Raw genomic sequence first — 21,782 nt, 5'->3', positions numbered from 1 at the left:
ATGCCCGGGCGACCGGAACCGTGACGATGGCGAGCACCACACCCACCCCCCCCAACAGGGCCGACCACACGGACAGTTCACACAGTTCACACGGACCGGCGTGGCCGGGCGGACACCCGCGAGGCGGGACGTACCGCTGCTTCCTCACCATCGGCCTGCGGAACGGAACCCTTGGAGTCAACTCATGCACGAAGAAACCCTGTTCGCACGCACGGCCACCATCGACGCCACGCACGACCGGCTCCTGACCGGACTCGTCGTGGTGCTCGCCGACGTACTGCGGACCACCCCGGACCGCATCGACCCGGCGGAGACCTTCCGGCTGCTCGGCCTCGACTCGATGCTGTCCGTCCAGTTCGTCGCGGCGCTCAACAGCCACTACGGCACCGACGTCCGGGCTGATGTCCTGCTCGACCACCCCACGCCGACCGCCCTCGCCCGTCACCTGGCGCGCGCGGTGATCCCGCACGGCGCGCCCGCGTCCGTGCGCCCCGCTCCCGTCCGGTCCCTGCCGCAGAGCCCGGTGCCGGCCCAGCCGAACAGCGCCGACATCGCGCCGGTGGCGGAGCTGCTGCGCGAGGAACTCGCCCGCATCCTGGGCTGCGACCCGTGGGAGATCCGCACCGACACCCCCTTCAGCCTGCTCGGCGTCGACTCCGTCATCGCCTCGGAGTTCGTGGCCGCCGTCAACCGGATCTACGGGCTGCGGGAGCCGGCCGGGACGCTGTACGACCACCCCGACCTCAGCGCGCTCGCGACGCACATCGCGGCGGCCGAACCGCCGCACCACGTCCCCGAGATCATGCCGGCCGCCATGGGCGTGCGCGTGCCGGGGGCCGCCCCGCTCGGTATCGGCGCCCTCCTCGACGCGGTCCGCGCCGGATGGCTGTCCATCGATGACGCCCTCGCCCTGCTGTCGCGCAAGGACTGAGCGGCGACCCCATGGACATGCGACCGGATCTCATGGACGAACGAGAAGTGCTCACCCGGTTCAAGGCGGGAAGCCTCGAACGGGGACAGGCGGTTCGGATCCTCACGACCCTGATGTCCGTCGGTGTCGCCGAGTCCGTACCGACCGGCCCCGCACGGACCGCGCCGCCGACGGTCGTCGCGACGGCCGAGCCGGAACGGACCGCGGCGCCCCGCCTGGTGGCGCGGTCGGCTCCCGAGCCGGCGGCGCACACGGTGCTGGACGCTGAAGAAGCGGGCGGCGCCGACGCCGAGACCGCCACGGACGGGTACGCCGTCGTCGGGATCGCCGGGCGATACCCCCTGGCGGCCGATCTCCTCGCCCACTGGCAGAACCTGCGGGACGGCCGGGACACCTCGTCGGCCGGGCCCGTCGACCGGCCCGGTGGAACGCCGCTGGCGACCGGCCAGCGCGGCCATTTCCTCAGTGAAGTGGCCGAGTTCGACGCGGAGTTCTTCGGACTGACCCCCGCCGAAGCGGCCCTGATGGACCCCCAGGCACGGCTGTTCCAGGAGACCGTCTGGGAGGCCCTGGAGGACGCGGGCTGCACCGGCTCCCGCCTCGACTCCCTCACCGGGCCGGACGGCAGGCCGCGTGCGGTCGGCCTGTTCGCCGGGGTCGGCGCCGCCGACTACGCGCTGCTCGCCGCCGAGGGCTGGGCCCGAGGCCGCCGGGAAATGCCGAGCAGCGGCCACCGCGACCTGGCCGTCGGCCTCGCCGCGCGGCTCCGCCTCAGCGGTCCCGCCCAGGCCGTCGACAGCGCCGGCACCTCCGCCCTCGATGCCGTACACCTCGCCGTCGGCGCCCTGCGGCGCGGGGAGTGCGCGGCCGCCGTGGCCGGAGGTGTCGAACTGCTGCTGCACGCCTCGCGGGGCCGGGACGCGGCCGGGGAAGGGGTCGGGGCCATCGTGCTCAAGCCGCTCGCCCGGGCCCTCGCCGACGGCGACCAGGTGCACGCCGTGCTGCGGGAGACCGCGGTCGGCGGCCCCACCCGGCCCGTGCCCGCCGACGCGGCGGGCCGTGCCACGGTCGTACGCGAGACCCACGAGACGACCTCGCGGCGCATCGGCGACGCCGGTGCCGCCACCGGGATCGCGGCACTGACCTCCGCGGTGCTCCAACTGCGCGCAGGCGTCCTCGCGCCCACCGGACAGCGGACCGCCCCCGTGGCCTGGCCGCGACCGCGGGACGAGCGGGGGCGGGAACTGCCCCGTACCGCCGTGGTGGAGCTGGCCGCGGCCCAAGGGCCCGGCATCGTCGGCGTACTGGAGGAGTTCCTGCCTCCCGCCGACAGCGCCGCACGCCCGGAGCCGGCCAGGACCGCCGCCGCGCGCGACGAGCTGGTCCTGCTCTCCGCACCCACCCCGGCCCACCTCACCGCCCTTGCCGCGCGGCTCGCCGACTGGCTGGCACCCGCCGCGCCCGGCGGCCGGGCCGAGGCTCCCACCGCGCCGCCCGCGCTCGGCGAGCTTGCCCGGACGCTGCGCGCGGGGCGCGCCGCGCTGCCCTGCAGACTGGCGCTGACCGTCAAGGACCTGCCCCAACTCATCGCGTTTCTGGGCGAGTTCGTGGCGGACCCCGAGGCGGCGCGGGACGGCCGCATCCGCAGCGCCGACCTGCGTGCCGGTGCGGCCGACCCCTACGCCCTGGCCGGGGCGCCCGAGACCCGGGACTACCTGGCCGCGCTGTGGCGGGGGAACCGACTTGAGCAGCTGACCCGGCTGTGGCTGTCCGGGCTGCCCATCGACTGGGCGGCCCTCGAACAGCGCACCGGGGCCGGCGCCATGGTGGTTCCGCTGCCCTCGTCGGTGTTCCTGCGCCGCCCGATGTGGCTGGGCGACGCGCGCGTCACCGGTGCCCCGAAGGGGAGCACCGAGGAGGTCGGTGCGGCGATGGAGCCCACCGGATGAGCGGATGAGCGCGAACGTACTCCTCGGTGGGTCCGCCGGATCCGGTGAGCTGGGCCGCCCCGCGCCGGTCAAGCTGTGGTTCTGCACCAACGAGGAACTCGCCGCCGAGTTCGCCAAGGTCCTGGCCGGCGCCTGGCTGGACGAGCCCGAGCGCGAGCTCGCCGAACGGTTCCTGTTCGAGCAGGACCGCCACCAGTACGTCATCGCGCACGTCCTGGTGCGGCGCGTGCTGGCGCTGGAGACGGGCGTGCCCGAGTCGGAGGCCGTGATCTGGCGCTCGACCCGCGGCCGGCCGTTCTTCCGCAGGCCCCCCGAAGGAATGCTGCGCGGCGGCAGCAAACTGGACTTCAACCTCTCCCACACCCACGGGCACAACCTGCTCGGCATGGTGCGCGACCACCGGATCGGCGTGGACGTGGAACGCCTGGACCGCGGCTCCCGGGGGCTGAACACCATCGTCGACACCTTCGCACCGCAGGAGCAGCACTGGGTGGCACAGGCCCCGGCCGGCCGCCCGCGCGACCGGCGGGTGCTGCGGCTGTGGACACTCAAGGAGGCGTACTCCAAGGCACGCGGGCTCGGACTCGGCCTGCCCTTCGACTCGTTCGCCTTCGAGCTGGCCGAGGACAACGGCGTGCTCGGCTTCCAGCCCCCCGACAACGACACCGAGGGCGACCGGCGGTGGCGGTTCCTGGAACTGGAACCGGCCCCCGACGTCCTGGCCGCCGTCGCGGTGATCGTCGACCCGGGGGCCCCCGCGGTGCTCCAACTGCACCACGGCTTCCCCTGGAGCAGGAGCGTGCCGCAGCTCATCGCCCTGCCCCAGCCCGCACGGATCCTCGTGTGAGGGACCGCCCGTGCCGCGCGGCCGCCGCCACACCCCGCGGCGCCGCGCACGCATCCCTTTCCCCCGAAGACCCCAAGGAGGAACCCGCCATGCCGAACGGAACCGCAGTCGATGCGCGCACCCCCCGGGCGGAGCGCGAGGCGGTCGCGCACCGCCTGCTCATGTGCCGCCCGCGGTACTTCGACGTGACGTACCGCATCAACCCGTGGATGAACCCGGAGAAGCCGACGGACGCCGAGGCGGCCCTGCTCCAGTGGGAGCAGCTGCGGGAGCTGTACCTCTCGCTCGGGCACACCGTCGAAGTGGTCGAGCCGATCGAGGGCCTGCCGGACATGGTGTTCGCCGCCAACGGCGCCACCGTGGTGGACGGCAAGGTCCTCGGCGCCCGGTTCCGGCACCGGGAGCGGACCGCGGAAGGGCCCGCCTACCTCGACTGGTTCGCGCGCAACGGCTTCCACGACCTGCTGTGGCCGGAGCACATCAACGAGGGCGAGGGCGACTACCTGCGGGTGGGCCGCCGGCTGCTGGCGGGCACCGGCTTTCGGACCGACCCCCGCTCGCACGCGGAGGCCCAGGAGTTCTTCGGCCTGCCCGTCACCGGCCTGACCCTGGTCGACCCGAACTTCTACCACCTGGACACCGCGCTCTCGGTGCTCTCGCCCGACGAGGTCATGTACTACCCGGCGGCCTTCAGCCCCGGCAGCCGGGCGGTGCTGCGGGAGATGTTCCCGGACGCGGTCATCGCCTCGGAGCAGGACGCCGCGGTGTTCGGCCTCAACGCCTTCTCCGACGGGCTCAACGTGCTGCTGCCCCAGGCGGCCACCGGACTCGCCGAGCAGCTCAGGGAGCGGGGCTTCAACCCGATCGGGGTGAGCCTGGGCGAGCTGCTCAAGGCCGGAGGCAGCGTCAAGTGCTGCACGCTCGCGCTGTCGTGACACGGGGCCCGGACCCGGGCCGCTCCTGAGCGAGGGCACCCCGCGACCGGCATGCGGAGGGCCCCGGTGCTGTCGCCACAGCATCGGGGCCCACCCCACGGGTGCCGCCGTCTCAGGCGGCCGCGGCCGCTTCCTCCACGGGGCGTCCCAGCTCCCGCTCGGTGCGCCCCAGCACGATCGAGTCGGCGATCTCACCGCTGCGTACCGCGATGTTCGACAGCAGGGCCGACGACAGGCCGTGGCTGTGCTCGGTGCCGCCCTGGAGATAGACCCCGCAGGTCAGTCCCGCCGCGGGGACGAGACGGTAGTCGCGCTCCACCCGGTGCCTGCCCGCCGCGTCGCGCTGGAAGTACTGGTCGAAGTCGCCCAGCAGCCGGGCCGGGTCCACGCCGTCGTAGCCGGTGGCGAAGACCAGCGCGTCGACGGCCAGTTCCTCCGTCCGGTCGTCGAGCAGCGAGCGCAGGACCACCCGCTTCCCGCTCCCGGCGGGCTTGACCTCGGTGACCCGGGTCAGGTTGCGGAAGTGCAGCCGCTTGCTGTCGCGTACCTGCTCGTCGTACGAGCGCTGGTACAGGGACCGGATGACGTCGGCGTCGACCACCGAGTAGTTGGTGTTGCGGTGATAGCGCCAGAACGCGTCCTGGGCCCGCTCGGTGCCGAAGAAGTACTCGTCGACCGCGCCGGGATCGAAGACCTGGTTGGCGAAGGGGGTGTCGTCGGCGACGGAGTAGCCGTACGACGGGATGACCGCGGAAACCTCGGCGTGCGGCAGCGAGTCGTAGAGGAACCGGGTGATCTCGGCCGCGCTCTGGCCGGCGCCGACCACCGCCACGCTCTTGAGGTCCTCCGGGGCCTGTGCGTTGAACCTGCCCAGGAACTCCGAGCTGTGCCACACCCGTTCGTCGGCGGGCATGCCCTCCGGCAGCCGCGGTACCAGACCCGTCGAGATGGCCACGTTGCGTGCGGTGACCACCTGGGTCGTGCCGTCGCTTTCGCGCACCTCGATCTCAAGAAGGTCGAGCGGCCCGTTCTCGTTCTCGGCGACGGGCCGGATCGAGGTGACCTCGGCGCCGTAGGTGACCTGGTCGTCGAGGCCGGCGGCCGCCCACTCAAGGTACTGGTGGAATTCGTGCCGGGTCGGGAAGAAGTCCTGGTTGTTCACGAACTGCACCAGCCGGTTCGCGGCGTGCAGATACGAGATGAAGCTGAACCGGGACAGCGGATTCCTGAAGGTCACCAGGTCCTTGAGGAAGGAAATCTGCATGGTCGTCGACGGCAGCAGCATGTTCCGGTGCCAGCCGAATGTCGGCTGCCGCTCGAAGAAATGAGACTTGACTGGATGCTGCGGAGCGCTCGCCCCATGCTCGTCCAAGGCGATCGCGAGCGACAGGTTGGACGGGCCGAACCCGATGCCGACCACGTCGTAGATCTCTTGATGGCGCCTGCCCGTTATGCCCATAAAAAACTCTCCCGCTTGCGTCTGGAAAACTCGGCCGATGGCCCGAGAGACCGTTCTGCAGTGTTGTTCTCCTGAGAGTGTCTCAAATGCACCTTGAAGACAGCATGAAGATCTTTCAAGGGATTCTCTAGGTGCCCGATAACCGAAAGTGTTGTCCCGCCGGCGGGACAACGGTAGGGTCGGCGGGGATTTTTGAAAGTCCTTACTTGCGCCGTGACCATGTCCTGGGCCAATTGCTGAAAAGGTGAATCCGGATGTTCGTTCCCAGCTTTTACCGCGAACCAGAGAATTCGTGGATGGTGGACCTGATCCGTGGTAATCCATTGGCGCTCGCGGTGGCCAATGGCAGCGCCGAGGACGGCCCGTTCGCCACTCATCTGCCGGTCATCTTCGACCCCGGGACGCCCGACGACTTCTCCGGCGAGCTGCCCGGGATCACGCTGCTCGGGCACATGAACCGGGCGAATCCGCACTGGGCCGCGCTGGAGACCGGCAGCGTCCTGCTGCTGACGTTCACCGGTCCGCATTCCTACGTGTCGCCCACCGTGTACGAGGTGACCCCGGCCGCCCCGACGTGGAACTTCACCTCGGTGCACGTCCGGGGCGTGGTGGAGAAGATCGACTCGATCGAGGAGACGCTGGGCGTGGTGCAGTCCACGGTGCGCGCCTTCGAGGGTGCGTTCGGCAACGGCTGGGACATGACCGGCTCGCTCGACTACTTCCGCAAGATCGTGCCCGCCGTGGGGGCCTTCCGCTTCAAGGTGACCGGGGCCGAGGGCATGTTCAAACTCAGCCAGGAGCAGCCGGGCGAGGTGCGCGACCGCGTGCGGCAGTCGTTCGGGCAGAGCGCGTGCACGTACAAGCGCGAGACCGCGGGGCTGATGAACCGGCTGCCGTGATGTGTCGGCCCGCCGTCAGGTGGCGCGGACGTCCTTCGGGCGGTCGCGTACTCCAGTGACCCGTGCGTGGGACGACGGACTCCCGCAGCCGCACCCTCGACCCCCCGGGTGCGGCTGCGGGCTTTTCCGGTCCTGTCGGCGCGCGCGAACCGGCCGCCCCGGCGTCGAAAAAGAACCAGCAGGCAGGTATGTTTTATGGCGTGGGTTGATACGGCCGTAGAGGGGAGCCGTGTACATGCACGTCACGATCATCACTGCCGGCCCGCGCGATCGCGGACCGGCGGCCGGCCCGGCCGGTGCGACAGCGCTCAGGAGGGTCCTTTGATGGGTCTTCAACTGGTCACGGCTGACGGCACCCCGGCCCCGGTCGACGTGGTCGCCGCCTTCGTCGCGGGGGAGCCGGCCGGAAGGCGGCGGGCCACGGTGCCCGTGGACTCGCTGCTGGACGCCGACTCCCCGAGGATCGACGGCGAGAACGGCGCACGCGTCCAGATGCTCGCCGAGCTCGACTCGCCGCTGCCGCCGATCCTGGTGCACCGCGAGACCATGCGGGTCATCGACGGGATGCACCGGCTCAAGGCCGCGCGGCTGCGCGGCGACACCACCATCGACGTGGAGTTCTTCGAGGGCGAGGACGTGGAGGCGTTCGCCCTGGCGGTGCGGCTCAACATCGTCCACGGGCTGCCGCTGTCGCAGGCCGACCGGACGGCCGCGGCGAAGCGCATCCTGCGGGCCCGCCCGTACTGGTCGGACCGCCGCATCGCCACCAACGCCGGGCTCGCGGCCACCACCGTCGCCTCCATCCGGCGCCGTTCGACCGGCCAGAGTGAACAGTTGAACGCGCGCGTGGGCCGCGACGGCCGGGTCCGGCCGCTGCAGGCGACCGAGGGGCGGCTGCGCGCCAGCCAGGTGATCGCCGCCAACCCCGGGGCGTCGCTGCGGGCGATCGCCGAGCAGGCGGGCATCGCCACGGCCACCGCCAAGGACGTACGCGACCGCATGCGTCAGGGACAGGACCCCCTCCCCTCCAAGGGGCAGTCGGCGAAGGCGGGTTCGGCCGCGCTCGAAGCCCTCCCGCAGCAGGCCGGCGGCCGGACGGCGACGCGCACCCCCGCGGCCGCCATCCGGCTGCTCCTGCCGAACATGGGCAAGGACCCGTCCCTGCGCACGGAGGCCGGCCGGATGCTGCTGCAGATGCTCAGCGTTCACTCGATCGGCGACGAGGCGAAGTGGCTCCGGCTCGCCCGGAGCGTTCCCGGACACCGCGCGGACGTCCTCGCGCAGGCCGCCCGCCGCTGCGCCGACCACTGGCTGCGCCTCGCCAACGAACTGGAGACCCGGCGGACGTGACCTGAGTCCCCGCGCCGGACCGGCCGCCGAGCACCGGCCGGGGCGCGAAGACCGGCCCGGTCCTCGGCACCGCCGCCGGGACCGGGCAACCGGGTCAGACCGCCGTCAGCGCCTCATCGAGGACCTCGGACAGGGCGGCCGGGAAGCGGTCGAGGAAGGCGTCCACCTCACGGTCCGACACGATCAGCGGCGGGGCGAGCCGGATGACGTCGGGCGCCACCGCGTTCACCAGGAGCCCCCGGTCCTGCGCCGCCTGCTGCACGCGCGCCGCGAAGCTCCGGTCGAGCACGACGCCCAACAGCAGCCCGGCGCCCCGCACTTCGCGCACCAGCGGGTGGCCGAGGTCCGCCAGGCCGCGCCGCAGCCGGTCGCCCACCCGCCTCACGTGGGCGAGGAGGCCCGCCCCCTCGATGGTGTCCAGGACCGCGAGGGCGCCCGCGCACACCACGGGGTTCCCGCTGAAGGTGGAGCCGTGCGTGCCGGGCGTGAGCAGCTCGGCGGCCGCGCCGAAGGCGAGCGTCGCGCCGATGGGAAGCCCGCCGCCCAGGCCCTTGGCGAGGGTGACGACGTCCGCCTCGACTCCTTCGGCCTGGGCCGCGAACCAGTGGCCCGTGCGCCCGATGCCGGTCTGGATCTCGTCCAGGACCAGCAGGGTGCCGGTCGCGGCGGTGATCTCGCGGGCGGCCCGCAGATAGCCGGGCGGCGGCACGACCACGCCGCTCTCCCCCTGCAACGGCTCCAGCATCACCAGCGCGGTGTCCGGCGTGACGGCGGCGCGCAGAGCCTCGACGTCCCCGTACGGCACGTGGCTGACGTCGCCCGGCAGCGGCCGGAAGGGGCGCTGTTTGGCGGGCTGGCCGGTCAGCGCCAGGGCTCCCATGGTGCGGCCGTGGAAGCCGCCGGTGGCCGCCACCATGTGCGGGCGGCCGGTGAGTCGGCCGATCTTGAAGGCCGCCTCGTTGGCCTCGGCGCCGGAGTTGGAGAAGTAGATGCGGCCCGCGCGCCCGGCGAGCCGCAGCAGGCGCTCGGCGAGGCGGACCGTCGGCTCCGCGATGAACAGGTTGGAGACGTGGCCGAGCGAGGCGACCTGCTCGGAGACGGCTCGTACGACCGCGGGGTGCGCGTGGCCCAGCGCGTTGACCGCGATGCCGCCGACGAAGTCGAGGTACTCGGTGCCCTCCGCGTCCCAGACCCGGGTGCCCCGGCCCCGGACCAGCGGCAGCCCGGGGGTGCCGAAGTTGTCCATCATGACGCCCTGCCAGCGGCGGGTCAGCGCCGCGTTGCCCGCCCCGGTGAGCTCCGCGCCCTCGCTCATGCCGTCGCTCCCTCGAAGCTGACGTCGTCGTCCGGCACGACCACCGTGCCGCCCTCATCGGTGAAGATCTGCAGCAGGACGGAGTGCTTGAGCCGACCGTCGATGACGCGGGCGGTGCGCACCCCGTTGTTCACCGCGTGCAGGCAACCCTCCATCTTGGGGATCATCCCGGAGGCGAGCCCGGGCAGCATCCCGGCCAGTTCGCCGGCGGTGAGACGGGAGATCACCTCGTCGCTGTGCGGCCAGTTCGCGTACAGGCCCTCGACGTCGGTGAGGATCAGCAGGGCCTCGGCGCCGAGCGCGGCGGCCAGCGCCGCGGCCGCGGTGTCGGCGTTGACGTTGAACACCCCGCCCCCGGCGGCGTCCTTGGCGTCCTCGGGCCGGGCGATGGAGGAGATGACGGGGATGCGCCCGTTGTCGATGAGGTCCTGCACGACCCCGGCGTCGACCTGGGTGACCTCGCCGACCCGGCCGATGTCCACGGCCCTGCCGTCGCTCTCGGCGTAGCGCTTGGTGGCGGTCATCAGCCGGGCGTCCTCGCCCGTCATGCCCACCGCGTGCGGGCCGTGCTCGTTGAGCAGCCCGACGAGCTCGCGCTGCACCTGCCCGGCGAGCACCATGCGGACGACGTCCATGGTCTCGTCGGTGGTGACCCGCAGGCCGCCCTCGAACTGGGAGGTCAGGCCGAGGCGTTGGAGCTGCGCGCTGATCTGCGGGCCGCCGCCGTGCACCACGACCGGGTTCAGGCCGGCGTGCCGCAGAAAGAGGATGTCCTTGGCGAAGGCCGCCTTCAGCTCGTCGTCGACCATGGCGTTGCCGCCGAACTTGATGACGACGGTCTTGCCGCGGTGGCGCGCCATCCAGGGCAGCGCCTCGACGAGGGCATGGGCCTTGGGCAACGCCGCGCGCTCTCCGGAGCGGTCGCGGCGGGATCGTAGATGGGCCGGTTGAGGAGAGGGAGAAGCACTCATGAGGCGTACTCGCTGTTCTCGTGGACGTAGTCGGCGGTGAGGTCGTTGGACCAGATCACGGCGGAGTCCGGGCCCGCGCCGAGATCCACCGTGATCTGCACGGCGCGCCCGGTCATGTCCACCAGCGCGCGGTCCTCGCCCACCGACCCGTTCTTGCAGACCCACACGTCGTTGATGGCGACGTTGAGCCGGTCGGGTTCGAAGGCGGCGGAGGTGGTGCCGATGGCGGACAGGACGCGGCCCCAGTTGGGGTCCTCGCCGTGGATGGCGCACTTGAGGAGGTTGTTGCGGGCGACGGAGCGGCCCACCTCGACGGCGTCGTCCTCGCTCGCGGCGCCCACGACCTCGATGCGGATCTCCTTGGAGGCACCCTCGGCGTCCCCGATGAGCTGCTGGGCGAGATCCGCGCACACCGTGCGGACGGCCTCCGCGAACTCGCCGTATTCCGGGGCCAGTTGAGAAGCTCCGGAGGCGAGCAGGAGCACGGTGTCGTTGGTGGACATGCAGCCGTCCGAGTCGACCCGGTCGAAGGTGAGGCGGGTGGCGTCCCGCAGTGCCCGGTCCAGGTCCGCGCTGTCCACGGCGGCGTCCGTGGTGAGCACGACGAGCATGGTGGCGAGCCCGGGGGCGAGCATCCCGGCGCCCTTGGCCATGCCGCCGACCGTCCACCCGTCCCGGGTGACGGCGGCCGTCTTGTGCACCGAGTCGGTGGTCATGACGGCGATCGCCGCGTCCTCGCCGCCGGTCTCGGACAGCTGGGTGACGGCGCTCTCGACGCCGGCCAGGACCCGGTCCATGGGCAGCGGCACGCCGATGAGCCCGGTGGAACACACCGCCACGTCCGCCGCGGCCAGGCCGAGCCGCTCGGCGGCCCGCTCGGCGGTGGCGTACGTGTCCTGCACGCCCTGCGGCCCCGTACAGGCGTTGGCGCCGCCGGAGTTGAGCACCACCGCGCGGACCTCGCCGTGCGCGAGCACCTGGCGGGACCACTGGACGGGGGCGGCCTGCACGCGGTTGGAGGTGAACACGCCGGCCGCCGCGCAGTGCGGTCCGACGTTGACGACGAGGGCCAGGTCCCGGTTGCCGTTCTGCTTGATTCCCGCGGCGATGCCCGCCGCCTTGAAGCCTCGTGCTGAGGTGACGCTCACGGTGCGACTCCGATCGTGGAAAGCCCCAGTCCTTCGGGGAGACCGAGGGCGGCGTTCATGCTCTGGACGGCCCCGCCCGCGGTGCCCTTGGTGAGGTTGTCGATGGCGCTGATCGCGATGATCCGGCCGACCTCCGGGTCGAGGGCCACCTGGACCTGCGCGGCGTTCGAGCCGTACACGGCCGCGGTGCTGGGCCACTGCCCCTCGGGCAGCAGCCGTACGAACGGCTCGTCGCCCAGCGCCTTCTCGTACGCGGCCCGTACGTCGTCCGCGCCGATGCCGGGCCGGACCGCGGCGGAGCAGGTGGCCAGGATGCCGCGGGGCATGGGGGCCAGGGTCGGGGTGAAGGAGACGGTGACGCGGCGGCCCGCCACGGCGCTGAGGTGCTGCGCCATCTCGGGAGTGTGCCGGTGGCCGCCACCCACCCCGTAGGGCCGCATGGAACCCATGACCTCTGCTCCGAGCAGGTCCGCCCTGGGCGCCTTGCCCGCGCCGGACGTGCCGGACGCCGCGACGACCACCGCCTCGGGTTCGGCAAGGCCCGCCGCGTACGCGGGAAAGAGGGCCAGCAGCACCGCGGTCGGGTAGCAGCCCGGCACCGCGATGCGCCGGGTTCCCGCCAACTCGCCGCGTGCGCGCGGGAGTTCGGGCAGACCGTAGGGCCAGGTGCCCGCGTGCGGCGAGCCGTAGAACCGCTCCCAGTCGCCCGCGTCGCGGAGGCGGAAGTCCGCGCCGCAGTCGATGACGAGGGTCCCCTCGCCCAGCTGCTCGGCGACGGCGGCCGACTGGCCGTGCGGCAGGGCGAGGAACACGACGTCGTGCCCCTTGAGGACTTCGGCGGTGGTGGGTCGTATCTCGCGCTCGGCCAGCGGAGTCAGGTGGGGTTGCAGCACGCCGAGCCGCTGTCCCGCGCTGGACTGCCCGGTCAGCGCGCCGATCTCTACTTCGGGGTGGGTCAGAAGCAGGCGGAGGAGCTCGCCCCCCGCGTACCCACTCGCTCCCGCCACGGCGGCTCGCACGGTCATGAACCCTCCCAGTCGACAGACATGTCGTTCTAACGCGATCCGGACCCGGCCATCAATCGCATGTGTTCGGTACATGACAAACTCAAAAGCGGTCGTGCACCCTTCGAGTCACCTCTTCGGGGGCCGGGCCCGCACCACGCCCACGGCTCGCCACCACCCGGATTCGGGCAGCCCGCATCAGAGGGCTCGGCAGGTCCAGCAGGGGGGGGGTGCGGGCCGACGTCCTGGTGTCACCGGATGTCGCGCCGCGACGGAGTGTGTGCGGTGGTCCGCGTCAGTGCGCGGCGGCGGCAGGTGTGCCGCAGAACTCGGCGTTCAGGATGGGGAGCATGGAGTCCGCTCCCCAGCTGGCGTTGAAGTTGAAGACGAGCTGGTGGCCGGCGTCCTCGGTGAAGGCGGCCAGGGAGATCCACCCGGCCGTGCCTCCGTCGCGGTACCAGATGGTGGTGCCACAACCCAGCGTGAGCCGACCGATGTTGAGCCCGTAGGTCGCGCCCGGGAAGGCCGGGTCGTCGACGGTGGTCTTCATCTCCTTCAGCTGCTGCGGAGGCAGCAGCTTCCCGCGCATCAGGGCCGCGTAGAACCGGTTCAGATCGTCCGCGCTGGAGACGATGTCGCCGTTGCCCCAGCTCTGCGACCCGTTCACCTCGGTCACGTCGTCGATCCGGTCCGGCTGCGCGGTGAAGAGCTTGGCGTACCCCCGGCCGCTCGGCTGCGGCAGACGGCTGGAGTTGCCCGGGTTGGACGTCGCCCTGAGCCCCAGGGGTTCGATGATGCGCCGACGCACCTCGTCCCCGTACGGCCGGCCGGCGACCTTCTCCAGGACCATCGCGGCCAGGACGTCGTTGGTGTTGGAGAACCAGTGCTCGGCCCCGGGCTTGAACATCGGCGCGTGAGCCAGGGCCACCTTCACCCGCTGCTCGGGCGTCACGGTGTCGTAGCGGTGCTGGAGGAAGCCGTCGCCGTCCGAGTACGTCGCGGCGTACTCCTTGTCCGCGAGGTAGTCGAACAGGCCGCTGGTGTGGTTGAGGAGCTGGCGCACGGTGATCTGGGCGCCGTCGTTGCCGTTGCCCGTCACCAGGCCGGGCAGCAGGTGCTCGACGGTGTCGTCGAGGCTGAGCTTCTTCTCCGCCTCCAACTGGAGGAGGACCGTCGCCACGAAGGTGTCGGTGATGTTGGTGGTGCGGAACCGGTCGTCCTTGCCGCGCGGCGCGCCCGTCTTCAGATTGCCCACGCCCGACGCCGACTTCCAGACTCCGCCGGCGTCCCGCGCCTCGGCGACGATGCCGGGGACACCTGCTGTGACCGCCGCGTCCATGGCCTGCTGGGTCCCCTGGTGGCCGGCCGCCGCGGGAGCCGTGCCCTGCGACGCCTGGGCCGGTTCCGTGAAGGCGGTGGCCGTCATCGCGACCGCCGCCAGAGCGACCACGCAGGCTCTCGGTCTCTTCCGTCTCATCATGTCCCCGCTCCTGATGTCCGTCGGTACTTGGCCGATTTCGTACTCGTGCCGTCCGTCCGCGGAACAGTAGGTCACCGGTGTTGTGCGCGGGTAGCTTGTGCGAACAACACCGTGCCGTCACCTCTGGGCGGTGCCTGCCGTCAACTCGCGGAAACGGAGCAGCAGTTGGTCCTGCTCGTGCTGCAAACGCTCGATGCGGCGGTGCAGGCGGGCCATCTCCTCGCCGAGCGGGCGCGCCGCGCCGTCGGCCGTCGCGGGCGCCTTGCGGGGCCGCGGCGGGTCGGCCGGGCGGGGGCCCGCCGCCGTGGTCAGGGCCGGGTCGTGGTGGAGTATCCGCGCCATCAGGCGGCGCAGGGCGGGGCCCGGCTCGACGCCGAGCTCGTGCAGCAGACGGTTGCGGGCCCGTTCGTACACGGCGAGCGCCTCCGCCTGCCGGCCGCAGCGGTAGAAGGCGACCATCAGCAGGTCGTAGAACCTCTCCCGGGTGGGGTGCTCGGTGGTGAGCTCCACCAGCTCGCCGATGAGCTCGCCGTGCCGTCCGGTGCGCAGATGCGCCTCGCACCTCAACTCCAGTGCGGTCAGGCGGAGTTCGTCGAGCCGGGCCGCCTCGGCGGCGCAGATGTGGCCGAGCACGCTGCCCTGGAGAGCCGGGCCGCGCCACAACGACAGGGCTCGGCCCAGCAGTTCACCGGCCAGATCCGGGTCATGGGGCAGGGCCCGGCGGCCCTGGTCGGTCAGGTCCTCGAAGCGCGCCGCGTCCGTTTCGACGGGGCCGGGCCGCAGCGTGTAGCCGCGCGGGGTGGTCACGATGCACGGGCGCTGTGCGGGCTGTCCGGCGTCCGGGCCCGCCGGGTCGGACAGCAGCCTTCGCAGCCGGGCCACATGCAGGTGCAGCGCGTTCGCCGCGTTGGCGGGCGGGTGTTCGCCCCACAGCTCGTCGACGAGCCGCCGCGCACAGACGTCGCGCCCGGCCTCCACCACCAGCGCCCCGAGCAGCGCACGCTGCTTGGCACCCATGGGAAGGATCCGCAGGCCGCTCTGCTCGTCCTGGACTTCCACGAGACCGAGAACGCAGAACCGCATCTCATCCCCTCACATGCCCGCAGGCCGGCCGGTCGCGGGCGACCGAGTGACGGTTCAGGAGGACCGCATCGCGCCCGCCGCGTCGAGCGCCGTGGTCGCGTCCCGTTCGATCTGCCGCAGCAGCGGACCGGGATCGCGCTGGAAGTAGAAGTGACCGCCGTCGAAGACCCGCAGGCCCAGGAAGTGCTCGCTGTGCTCCGCCCAGCCGGCCATCCGCCGCGGTGACGCCGAGTTGTCCTCCACGCCCGCGTAGGCGGACAGCGCCACGGGCAGCGGAGCGGAGTCGGGAGCGGGGCGCCAGGTGTCCACCAGGCGCATGTCGGCCCGGATCATCGGGTCGAACACGGCCCACAGGTCGGGGTCGTCGAAGACCTCGTCGGGCGTGCCCCCGAGCTGCTTCAGGCGGCTGCGCAGCTCGGCGTCGGGCAGCTCGTGGTACCCGTGCCCCTGCCCCACCAGCTGCGGCGCCGGCCGTGCGGAGACACCGACCCACACCGGCAGCGGCAGGCCCCTCTCGACGAGCCGCCGGGTGATCTCGTACGCGACCAGGGCGCCCATGCTGTGCCCGAAAAGGGCGTAGGGGCAGCCCGGTTCGGGCTCGATGCGGCGCAGCAGGAAGTCGGCGAGGCGGCCCGCGTCCGCGATCTGCGGCCGGTCGAGCAGGTGGCCGTGGCCCGGGGCGTCGAGCAGTCGCACGTCCCAGGTGTCCGGCAGCCCGGCCGGCCAGTGGCGGTACAGCACGTGGGAGCCCCCCGCGTGGTGCAGGACGAACAGGCGCAGGGCAGGTCGTGTGCTGTCCATCGCTCTTCCTCGGGTCGGTCCGGGCATGCTCGGACCATAGAACGGTGTACAGCCTCCCGGGCTCCGGCACCAGGCGGGCTCCACCACGGGTGTGGCCGTTCTTGAGCGATCCTCGGGCCGATCGGCGCGGACCGGGCGGGCCGACGTCGGCACGGCGCCGAACACCGGCGGTGCAGTGCCCCGTGCTGCACCGCCGAGGGGCTCCGCTTGCCCTCCGGCCGCCGCCACCTGCCCCTTCAGCGGCACTCGACCGGGCCTCGAACGGGCCGTGTATAGCGTGGAACGCGAGTCGGCCACCGGCAACCCGGGCGGCCCGAGCCCGTACGACGACCGCGACACCCGGCCCACAAGGCCGGGATCCCGCACCCCCGCTCGAACCGGAGCGGACAGCGGACGGGCCGATCGGCTGCCGTGCGTTCTCATCCGAGGAACGCCAGGCAGCCGATCTCGTTTGTGTACGTCCTTGTGTACGTCAAGGACCGGCCGCCCCGGCCCGAAGTCAGGTCGCTCTGGAACGAACCTCAAGCGCCTCGCGACGCCGTGGCCGACCGGCAGATCTGCGCCCAGGGCGCGAAGTCCGGCGAAGGGACGACCCGGTGAACGACCACTCGCACGAGCTCAACCAACTACTCGGCCATGCCGGTCGCACGGGTCTCACGGCGTGGGCCGACGCCCCGCCGCTGCGGCTGGCCGGGGCCGACGACGACGCGTCCGTCGCCGCCGAGCCGCACATCGTCCGAGGCATCGACTAGCGGCCGCAGGGGCCGGCGCGGGCCCTCTAGCCGCCCGATCCAGAACGGCTCGAACTCCGCACTACCGGCCTTGTTGGTCCGGCGGTCCCGTCCTTACGGTGACGTGGCAACGCCGGGGTCGCAACCGGCGCCGGGGTCCGCACGACGGGACACCCGGACGGTTCGTACAAGAGGACGACGTCGACGGGCGCATCCGCGTCCGGCGCCGTCCCCTCGTCCGGCCCCGACGATTTCCCATTCCCCAGTCACCCCATGACGGTTAAGGACGGTGCCAGTTGAGCACGAACCCCTTCGATGACGAGGACGGCCGCTTCTTCGTCGTGGTCAACGACGAGGAGCAGCACTCCCTGTGGCCGGCGTTCAGCGAGGTGCCCGCGGGCTGGCGGGTCGTCTTCGGCGAGGCCGCCAAGGCCGAGTGCCTGGAGTACGTCGAGCAGAACTGGACGGACCTGCGTCCCAAGACCCTGCGTGAGGCCATGGCGGCGGACTGAGCGTCCCCCGCACTCCCGCCGGTTCGACGCGGCGGAACCCGTTGGCGCTGCGGACCCGGCCGGGACGACCTGTTCGGTCGGGCACCTCAGTGAGCGGCGCCGCGGCCCGCGCCTTCGCGGCCCGCACACCCATGTCCCGCCGGCGCTCGCGGCGTAATCGAGCGGGCCGGCGCAAGCGCAACGACAGTGACCGCCGCCCGGACGCTCGGTCCAGTGATCGGTCTGCGCCCAGGAAAACACTCTGAGTGGGGAGATGAAGATGGTGAGCGGCGCTGTGAGGACCGCGAGCAGACACAAGGCCGGGCCGGCGGGCGGCAGCGGCGAGGCCGCGCAAGACGATGTGGTCCTGTCCTTCGTGGGGTCGCCCGCCAAGGTGCAGAAGTCCGGGATGCTCCTCCCGCAGAACCTGCCGGAGCGGTCCTGGGAGCAGATCGGCACCAACCTGCGCGAGCTCGTGAACTCCTCGGCGTGGTGGCTCGCCGACTGGCTCATCTACGGAGAGGCCACCTACGGGTGGCGGCGCTACAAGGAGGCCATCGAGCGCACCGGGCTCGACTACCAGACCCTGCGCAACTACGCCTGGGTGGCCCGGCGGTTCGAGCACCACCGCAGGCGGGACAACCTCAGCTTCGCCCACCATGCCGAGGTCACCCGCCTCTCGCCTCCGGAGCAGGACTACTGGCTGCGCAAGGCCGAACAGCAGAAGTGGTCGCGCAACGAACTGCGCAGGGCGGTCCGCGCCAGCCTGGCCGTGCAGAGCGACACCACCGAACTCACCCCGGGCAGCGACGCCGAGCAGCGGGGGGTGCCCCAGCTCGCCAAGTCGGCGGCCGCCGAGCGGCGCCAGCAGAAGGTCACCCGGCTCACCATCGAACTGTCCGCGGGCCAACTGGAGTACTACTCGAAAGCGGCCGCCGCACACGGTCTGCCCGTCGACAAATGGGTGGCCCAGATGCTCGAAGCCGCCGATCAGCGAACCCCCGATCAGCGGACCGCCTAGCGGCGCATCGCCCGTACGTGCCGGCCCACTCCCGTCTCCCGAGGTGCGCCGGCGGCCCGTATGACCGGACACCTCTCACATCGGAGTCAGTTGATGATCCTTCAGGGAAAGCGGGTCGACCTGCCCTCGGCGCCCGTCGTCCACCAGCAGGTCGAGGCGCACGCGCGGAACACCCCCGACGCCATCGCCGTCTTCTATGCCGGGGAGCGGGTGACGTACGCGGAACTGAACGCCAGGGCCAACCGGTTCGCGCACCACCTCATCTCGCGCGGGCACGGCCGGGGCGCGAAGGTCGGTGTCTGCCTCGACTACTCGGTCGACCTGCTCGTCGCCATCCTCGGCACGCTGAAGGCGGGCGCGGCTTACGTACCCTTCGACCCGGCCTACCCCTCGGCGCGGCTCCAGCTGCTCCTCGGCCAGGTGCCCGACCTCGCCCTCATCGTCGCCTCCCCGGCGACGGCCCCCCTGGTGGAGTCGGCGGCCGTCGACGTCATCGACCTCGCGCCGCTGGCCGATCACCTCGCGGGCCTCCCGGACACCGACCCCGGCGTCCCGGTCACCGGGGACGACGTGTGTTACGCGGTCTTCACGTCCGGCTCGACCGGCACGCCGAAGCTGACCGCGGTGCGGCACGAGGGCTGGTTCAACCTGATGAACTGGCTGAAGCTCGAATACGGCCTGCACAGCGGGTCCAACAACCTGGTCGTCAGCGCGTTCGGCTTCGACCTGTCCCAGCGCGCCCTGATGACACCGCTGTTCTGCGGCGCCACCCAGCACCTGATGGCGACCCGCAACTTCGACGCCATGATGGCCTACCGGATGCTGAACGAGCACGACATCCGCGTCGTGCACTGCGCCTCCAGCACGCTGTACCTGCTGGTGGACTGGGAGACCGCACGGGGTGGAGACGCGCTCACCCGGCTCGACTACGTGCTGTTCGGCGGGGAGGCCCTGAAGGCCGAGCGGCTCACCAACTGGGCGCGGCGCGAGGGCAACACGTGCACCCTCCTGCACCAGTACGGCGTCGCCGAGTGCACGGACGTCGCCACCTCCTACGACCTCGCCGACTACCGGCCGGGCGAGCACGACATCGCACCGGTGGGCAGGCCGGCCTACAACACCGACATCCACCTCCTCGACGAGGACCTCAACGAGGTCGGTCCGGGGGAGCAGGGCGAGATCTGCATCTCCGGTCTCAGCGTCGGCGCGGGCTACCTGGGCGGATCTGGCCCCGAGAACGCGAAGTTCACGACGCTCGTGGTCGACGGCGTGGAGCGCAGGGTCTACCGCACGGGCGACCGCGGCCAGGTGAACGAGGCCGGCGAACTCGTCGTCCTCGGCCGGATGGACGCGCAGGTGAAGGTGCGCGGCATGCGCATCGACCCCACCGACATCGAGCGCGCGCTCGGCCGGCTCGTCGGCGTCCGGGAGGCCGCCGTGGTGGTCACCCACAACGACGCCGGCGAGGCCGAACTGACCGCGTTCGTCGTCCCGACCGGCGGCGACCTCGCCGAGGACGACCTGCGCACCCGCCTCCTGTGGACGCTGCCGCGGAACATGGTTCCGGCCCGGTTCGTGAACATCCTGCGCATTCCGCTCAGCCCGCACGGAAAAGTCGACCGCAAGGCGCTTGCCGAGGTGTGCCGCAACCAGTTCGCCGGCGCCGCGGCATAGTCGCCGGACCTTGATGAGAACCGAGAGGACTGTGATGATCGCCGACAGTGTGCGGGCCATTTGGTGCCGGGAATTCAAGCGCGACGACATATCCGACGACGATGATTTCTTCGCCCTGGGCGGCCAGTCCCTGATCATGGTCAGGATTCAGGGCGCCTTCTTCGAGGAACTGGGCGTCGAGGTCCCGATGGACCAGATGTTCCTCAACCCGACGGTGGCCTCGATCTCCGCGTACATCGAGTCCCTGACCGCGGTGGCCCAGTAACGACGGGCGAGTTGGCGCCGTGGTGTGTCCCGCCGGCGAGACACACCACAGCCCCGGCGCCGACTCCGCGCGGTGCCGAACGTGTTTTTCCCGCCGGTTCGCGCGGCTAGCATCATATTCGTGCTCCGCAGCATTCATTTCTTTCGCTGCGTCGATAGCGCGCCCCATTGCAATGGAATTTACGGCTGCAGCCGCATTGGCTCAAAAACTACCTGGTAAGAGAGGCGCGCCATGTACGACGTGATTGTCATAGGTGCCCGTTGTGCGGGTTCGCCGACGGCCATGCTCTTCGCGCAGCAGGGATACCGCGTCCTGCTCCTGGAGAAAGCACGATTCCCGCAGGACACGCTGTCCTCGCACTACATCCACATGCAGGGCGTGGCACTGCTCAACCGGTGGGGGCTGCTCGACAAGATCCGCGACACGGGCTGCACGCCGATCACCCACGAGAGCTACGAGGGCCCCGGCGTCCGCATCGACGGCTTCTCCCTGCCGATGGACGGCCAGACGACCACGTACGCGCCCAGGCGCTACGTGCTCGACCCGATCCTCGCGGCCGGTGCCGCGGCGGCCGGCGTGGAGTTCCGTGAGGGCTGCGCGGTCAACGACCTGCTGTGGGAGGACGACCGGGTCGTCGGCGTGCGGTACACGACGCCCGGCGGCGCCGAGGCGACGGACCGGGCACGCCTGGTCGTCGGCGCGGACGGCATGCGCTCGCTGGTGGCCCGCAAGGCCGGTGCGCCCTACGTCATCGAGCACCCGCGGGCGACCTGCGTCTACTACAGCTACTGGTCCGGGGTGCCCTCCAGCTTCGAGCTGTACGAGCGGCCGGGGCGCTGGGTCGCCGCCGTCCCCACCAACGACGACCTCAAGCTGATCATGACGTACTTCCCGCAGGCCGACTACAACGAGGTCCGCAAGGCCGTGGAGCCCGCCTACCTCGAAGCCGTCCGCACCACGGCCCCCGACCTGTACGAGCGGATGTCCGAGGGCACCCGCGAGGAGCAGATGTACGGCACCGGGCACCAGGAGAACTTCTTCCGCAAGGCTTACGGGCCCGGCTGGGTCCTGGTCGGCGACGCGGTGAACCACAAGGACTCCATCACGGCCCGCGGCATCACCGAGGCCTTCGTGCAGGCCCAGTCCCTCACCGACCACATCGGGCAGCGCCTGCACGAGGACGCGCCGCTCAAGACCGCGCTCAGGCGCTACGAGAACGACCTCAACGGCGAAGCCCTCAGCCACTACCAGGGCGCGCTCAACGTGGCCGAACTCAAGCCCGAGGGCCGCACCGACATGCTGCGCAAGCTCGTCGGCCACCAGGAGCACATCGACCGGTACTTCTCGACGCTGTCGGGGGCGTGCTCCATCGACGACTTCTACAACGAAGACCTCTTGACCCTGCTCGACCAGAGCTGACTTACGACC

General features: G+C 71.6%; 20 protein-coding genes. 12 read left to right on the top strand and 8 right to left on the bottom strand.

Annotation, left to right across the window (positions count from 1 at the left end; genetic code table 11):
* Positions 1–184 precede the first annotated feature (184 nt).
* The 4 genes from ADK54_RS22515 to ddaH all read left to right on the top strand — a co-directional run bounded on the left by ADK54_RS22515 (position 185) and on the right by ddaH (position 4,662).
* The gene (locus ADK54_RS22515; protein WP_053727485.1) at positions 185–931 is read left to right on the top strand and encodes an acyl carrier protein; all 747 of its coding nucleotides are present in this window, start codon (positions 185–187) and stop codon (positions 929–931) included.
* A gap of 11 nt (positions 932–942) precedes the next feature.
* A complete protein-coding gene (locus tag ADK54_RS22510) occupies positions 943–2,880 on the top strand; it encodes a polyketide synthase (RefSeq protein WP_053727484.1) in 1,938 nt (645 codons plus the stop codon).
* A 4-nt stretch (positions 2,881–2,884) separates the two neighbouring features.
* Positions 2,885–3,727 carry a 4'-phosphopantetheinyl transferase family protein gene (locus ADK54_RS22505; protein WP_053727483.1) on the top strand — a complete coding sequence of 281 codons (843 nt, stop codon included), beginning with the start codon at positions 2,885–2,887 and terminating at the stop codon, positions 3,725–3,727.
* 89 nt (positions 3,728–3,816) lie between these two features.
* On the top strand, positions 3,817–4,662 hold the full coding sequence (gene ddaH, locus ADK54_RS22500; RefSeq protein ID WP_053727482.1) for a dimethylargininase: 846 nt from the start codon (positions 3,817–3,819) through the stop codon (positions 4,660–4,662).
* 112 nt (positions 4,663–4,774) lie between these two features.
* Here the strand turns inward: ddaH and ADK54_RS22495 are convergent, their stop codons facing one another.
* Positions 4,775–6,121 carry a lysine N(6)-hydroxylase/L-ornithine N(5)-oxygenase family protein gene (locus ADK54_RS22495; RefSeq protein ID WP_053727481.1) on the bottom strand — a complete coding sequence of 449 codons (1,347 nt, stop codon included), beginning with the start codon at positions 6,119–6,121 and terminating at the stop codon, positions 4,775–4,777.
* A gap of 254 nt (positions 6,122–6,375) precedes the next feature.
* Between ADK54_RS22495 and ADK54_RS22490 the strand changes: the two genes are divergently transcribed.
* Both ADK54_RS22490 and ADK54_RS22485 read left to right on the top strand, forming a co-directional pair.
* On the top strand, positions 6,376–7,020 hold the full coding sequence (locus tag ADK54_RS22490; protein ID WP_053727480.1) for an FMN-binding negative transcriptional regulator: 645 nt from the start codon (positions 6,376–6,378) through the stop codon (positions 7,018–7,020).
* A gap of 324 nt (positions 7,021–7,344) precedes the next feature.
* On the top strand, positions 7,345–8,370 hold the full coding sequence (locus ADK54_RS22485) for a ParB/RepB/Spo0J family partition protein (protein WP_063802034.1): 1,026 nt from the start codon (positions 7,345–7,347) through the stop codon (positions 8,368–8,370).
* A gap of 94 nt (positions 8,371–8,464) precedes the next feature.
* Here ADK54_RS22485 and ADK54_RS22480 read toward each other — a convergent pair whose 3' ends face one another.
* The 7 genes from ADK54_RS22480 to ADK54_RS22450 form a co-directional block, all read right to left on the bottom strand.
* Positions 8,465–9,685: an acetylornithine transaminase gene (locus ADK54_RS22480; RefSeq protein ID WP_053727479.1), complete on the bottom strand. Its 1,221-nt coding sequence runs from the start codon at positions 9,683–9,685 to the stop codon at positions 8,465–8,467.
* Positions 9,682–10,656 (bottom strand): acetylglutamate kinase, encoded by a 975-nt coding sequence (gene argB, locus ADK54_RS22475; RefSeq protein ID WP_053727478.1) that lies wholly within the window; start codon positions 10,654–10,656, stop codon positions 9,682–9,684. The genes ADK54_RS22480 and argB overlap by 4 nt, the downstream gene beginning before the upstream one ends.
* Entirely contained in the window at positions 10,653–11,804 is a 1,152-nt protein-coding gene (argJ, locus tag ADK54_RS22470) for a bifunctional glutamate N-acetyltransferase/amino-acid acetyltransferase ArgJ (protein ID WP_053727477.1), read from the bottom strand. Before argJ ends, argB begins: the two co-directional genes overlap by 4 nt.
* Entirely contained in the window at positions 11,801–12,829 is a 1,029-nt protein-coding gene (argC, locus tag ADK54_RS22465; protein ID WP_053727476.1) for an N-acetyl-gamma-glutamyl-phosphate reductase, read from the bottom strand. The genes argJ and argC overlap by 4 nt, the downstream gene beginning before the upstream one ends.
* Positions 12,830–13,103: 274 nt before the next feature.
* Entirely contained in the window at positions 13,104–14,288 is a 1,185-nt protein-coding gene (locus tag ADK54_RS22460) for a serine hydrolase domain-containing protein (RefSeq protein ID WP_053727475.1), read from the bottom strand.
* A gap of 117 nt (positions 14,289–14,405) precedes the next feature.
* Positions 14,406–15,371, bottom strand: a complete 966-nt coding sequence (locus tag ADK54_RS22455) for an AfsR/SARP family transcriptional regulator (protein WP_053727474.1) — start codon at positions 15,369–15,371, stop codon at positions 14,406–14,408.
* Between the two features lie 54 nt (positions 15,372–15,425).
* Positions 15,426–16,172, bottom strand: coding sequence for a thioesterase II family protein (locus tag ADK54_RS22450; RefSeq protein WP_053727473.1), 747 nt, complete (start codon positions 16,170–16,172; stop codon positions 15,426–15,428).
* Positions 16,173–16,768: 596 nt separating this feature from the next.
* Between ADK54_RS22450 and ADK54_RS46160 the strand changes: the two genes are divergently transcribed.
* From ADK54_RS46160 to ADK54_RS22425, 6 genes are all read left to right on the top strand, one after another.
* Positions 16,769–16,924, top strand: coding sequence for a hypothetical protein (locus ADK54_RS46160; RefSeq protein WP_159047875.1), 156 nt, complete (start codon positions 16,769–16,771; stop codon positions 16,922–16,924).
* A gap of 275 nt (positions 16,925–17,199) precedes the next feature.
* Positions 17,200–17,415, top strand: coding sequence for an MbtH family protein (locus ADK54_RS22445; protein ID WP_053727472.1), 216 nt, complete (start codon positions 17,200–17,202; stop codon positions 17,413–17,415).
* 259 nt (positions 17,416–17,674) lie between these two features.
* Complete coding sequence (locus ADK54_RS22440; protein ID WP_053727524.1) at positions 17,675–18,415, top strand: LmbU family transcriptional regulator; 741 nt, start codon at positions 17,675–17,677, stop codon at positions 18,413–18,415.
* 93 nt (positions 18,416–18,508) lie between these two features.
* On the top strand, positions 18,509–20,089 hold the full coding sequence (locus tag ADK54_RS22435) for an amino acid adenylation domain-containing protein (protein WP_053727471.1): 1,581 nt from the start codon (positions 18,509–18,511) through the stop codon (positions 20,087–20,089).
* Positions 20,090–20,123: 34 nt separating this feature from the next.
* Positions 20,124–20,354 carry an acyl carrier protein gene (locus ADK54_RS22430; RefSeq protein WP_053727523.1) on the top strand — a complete coding sequence of 77 codons (231 nt, stop codon included), beginning with the start codon at positions 20,124–20,126 and terminating at the stop codon, positions 20,352–20,354.
* A 231-nt stretch (positions 20,355–20,585) separates the two neighbouring features.
* A complete protein-coding gene (locus ADK54_RS22425) occupies positions 20,586–21,773 on the top strand; it encodes an NAD(P)/FAD-dependent oxidoreductase (protein ID WP_053727470.1) in 1,188 nt (395 codons plus the stop codon).
* The last annotated feature ends 9 nt before the right edge of the window (positions 21,774–21,782 follow it).

This window comes from Streptomyces sp. WM6378 (assembly GCF_001279695.1).
In the GTDB taxonomy this organism is placed as follows: Bacteria; Actinomycetota; Actinomycetes; order Streptomycetales; family Streptomycetaceae; genus Streptomyces.
The sequence above is the reverse complement of the archived record's forward strand: the minus strand, read 5'-3'. Positions and strand labels throughout refer to the sequence as shown.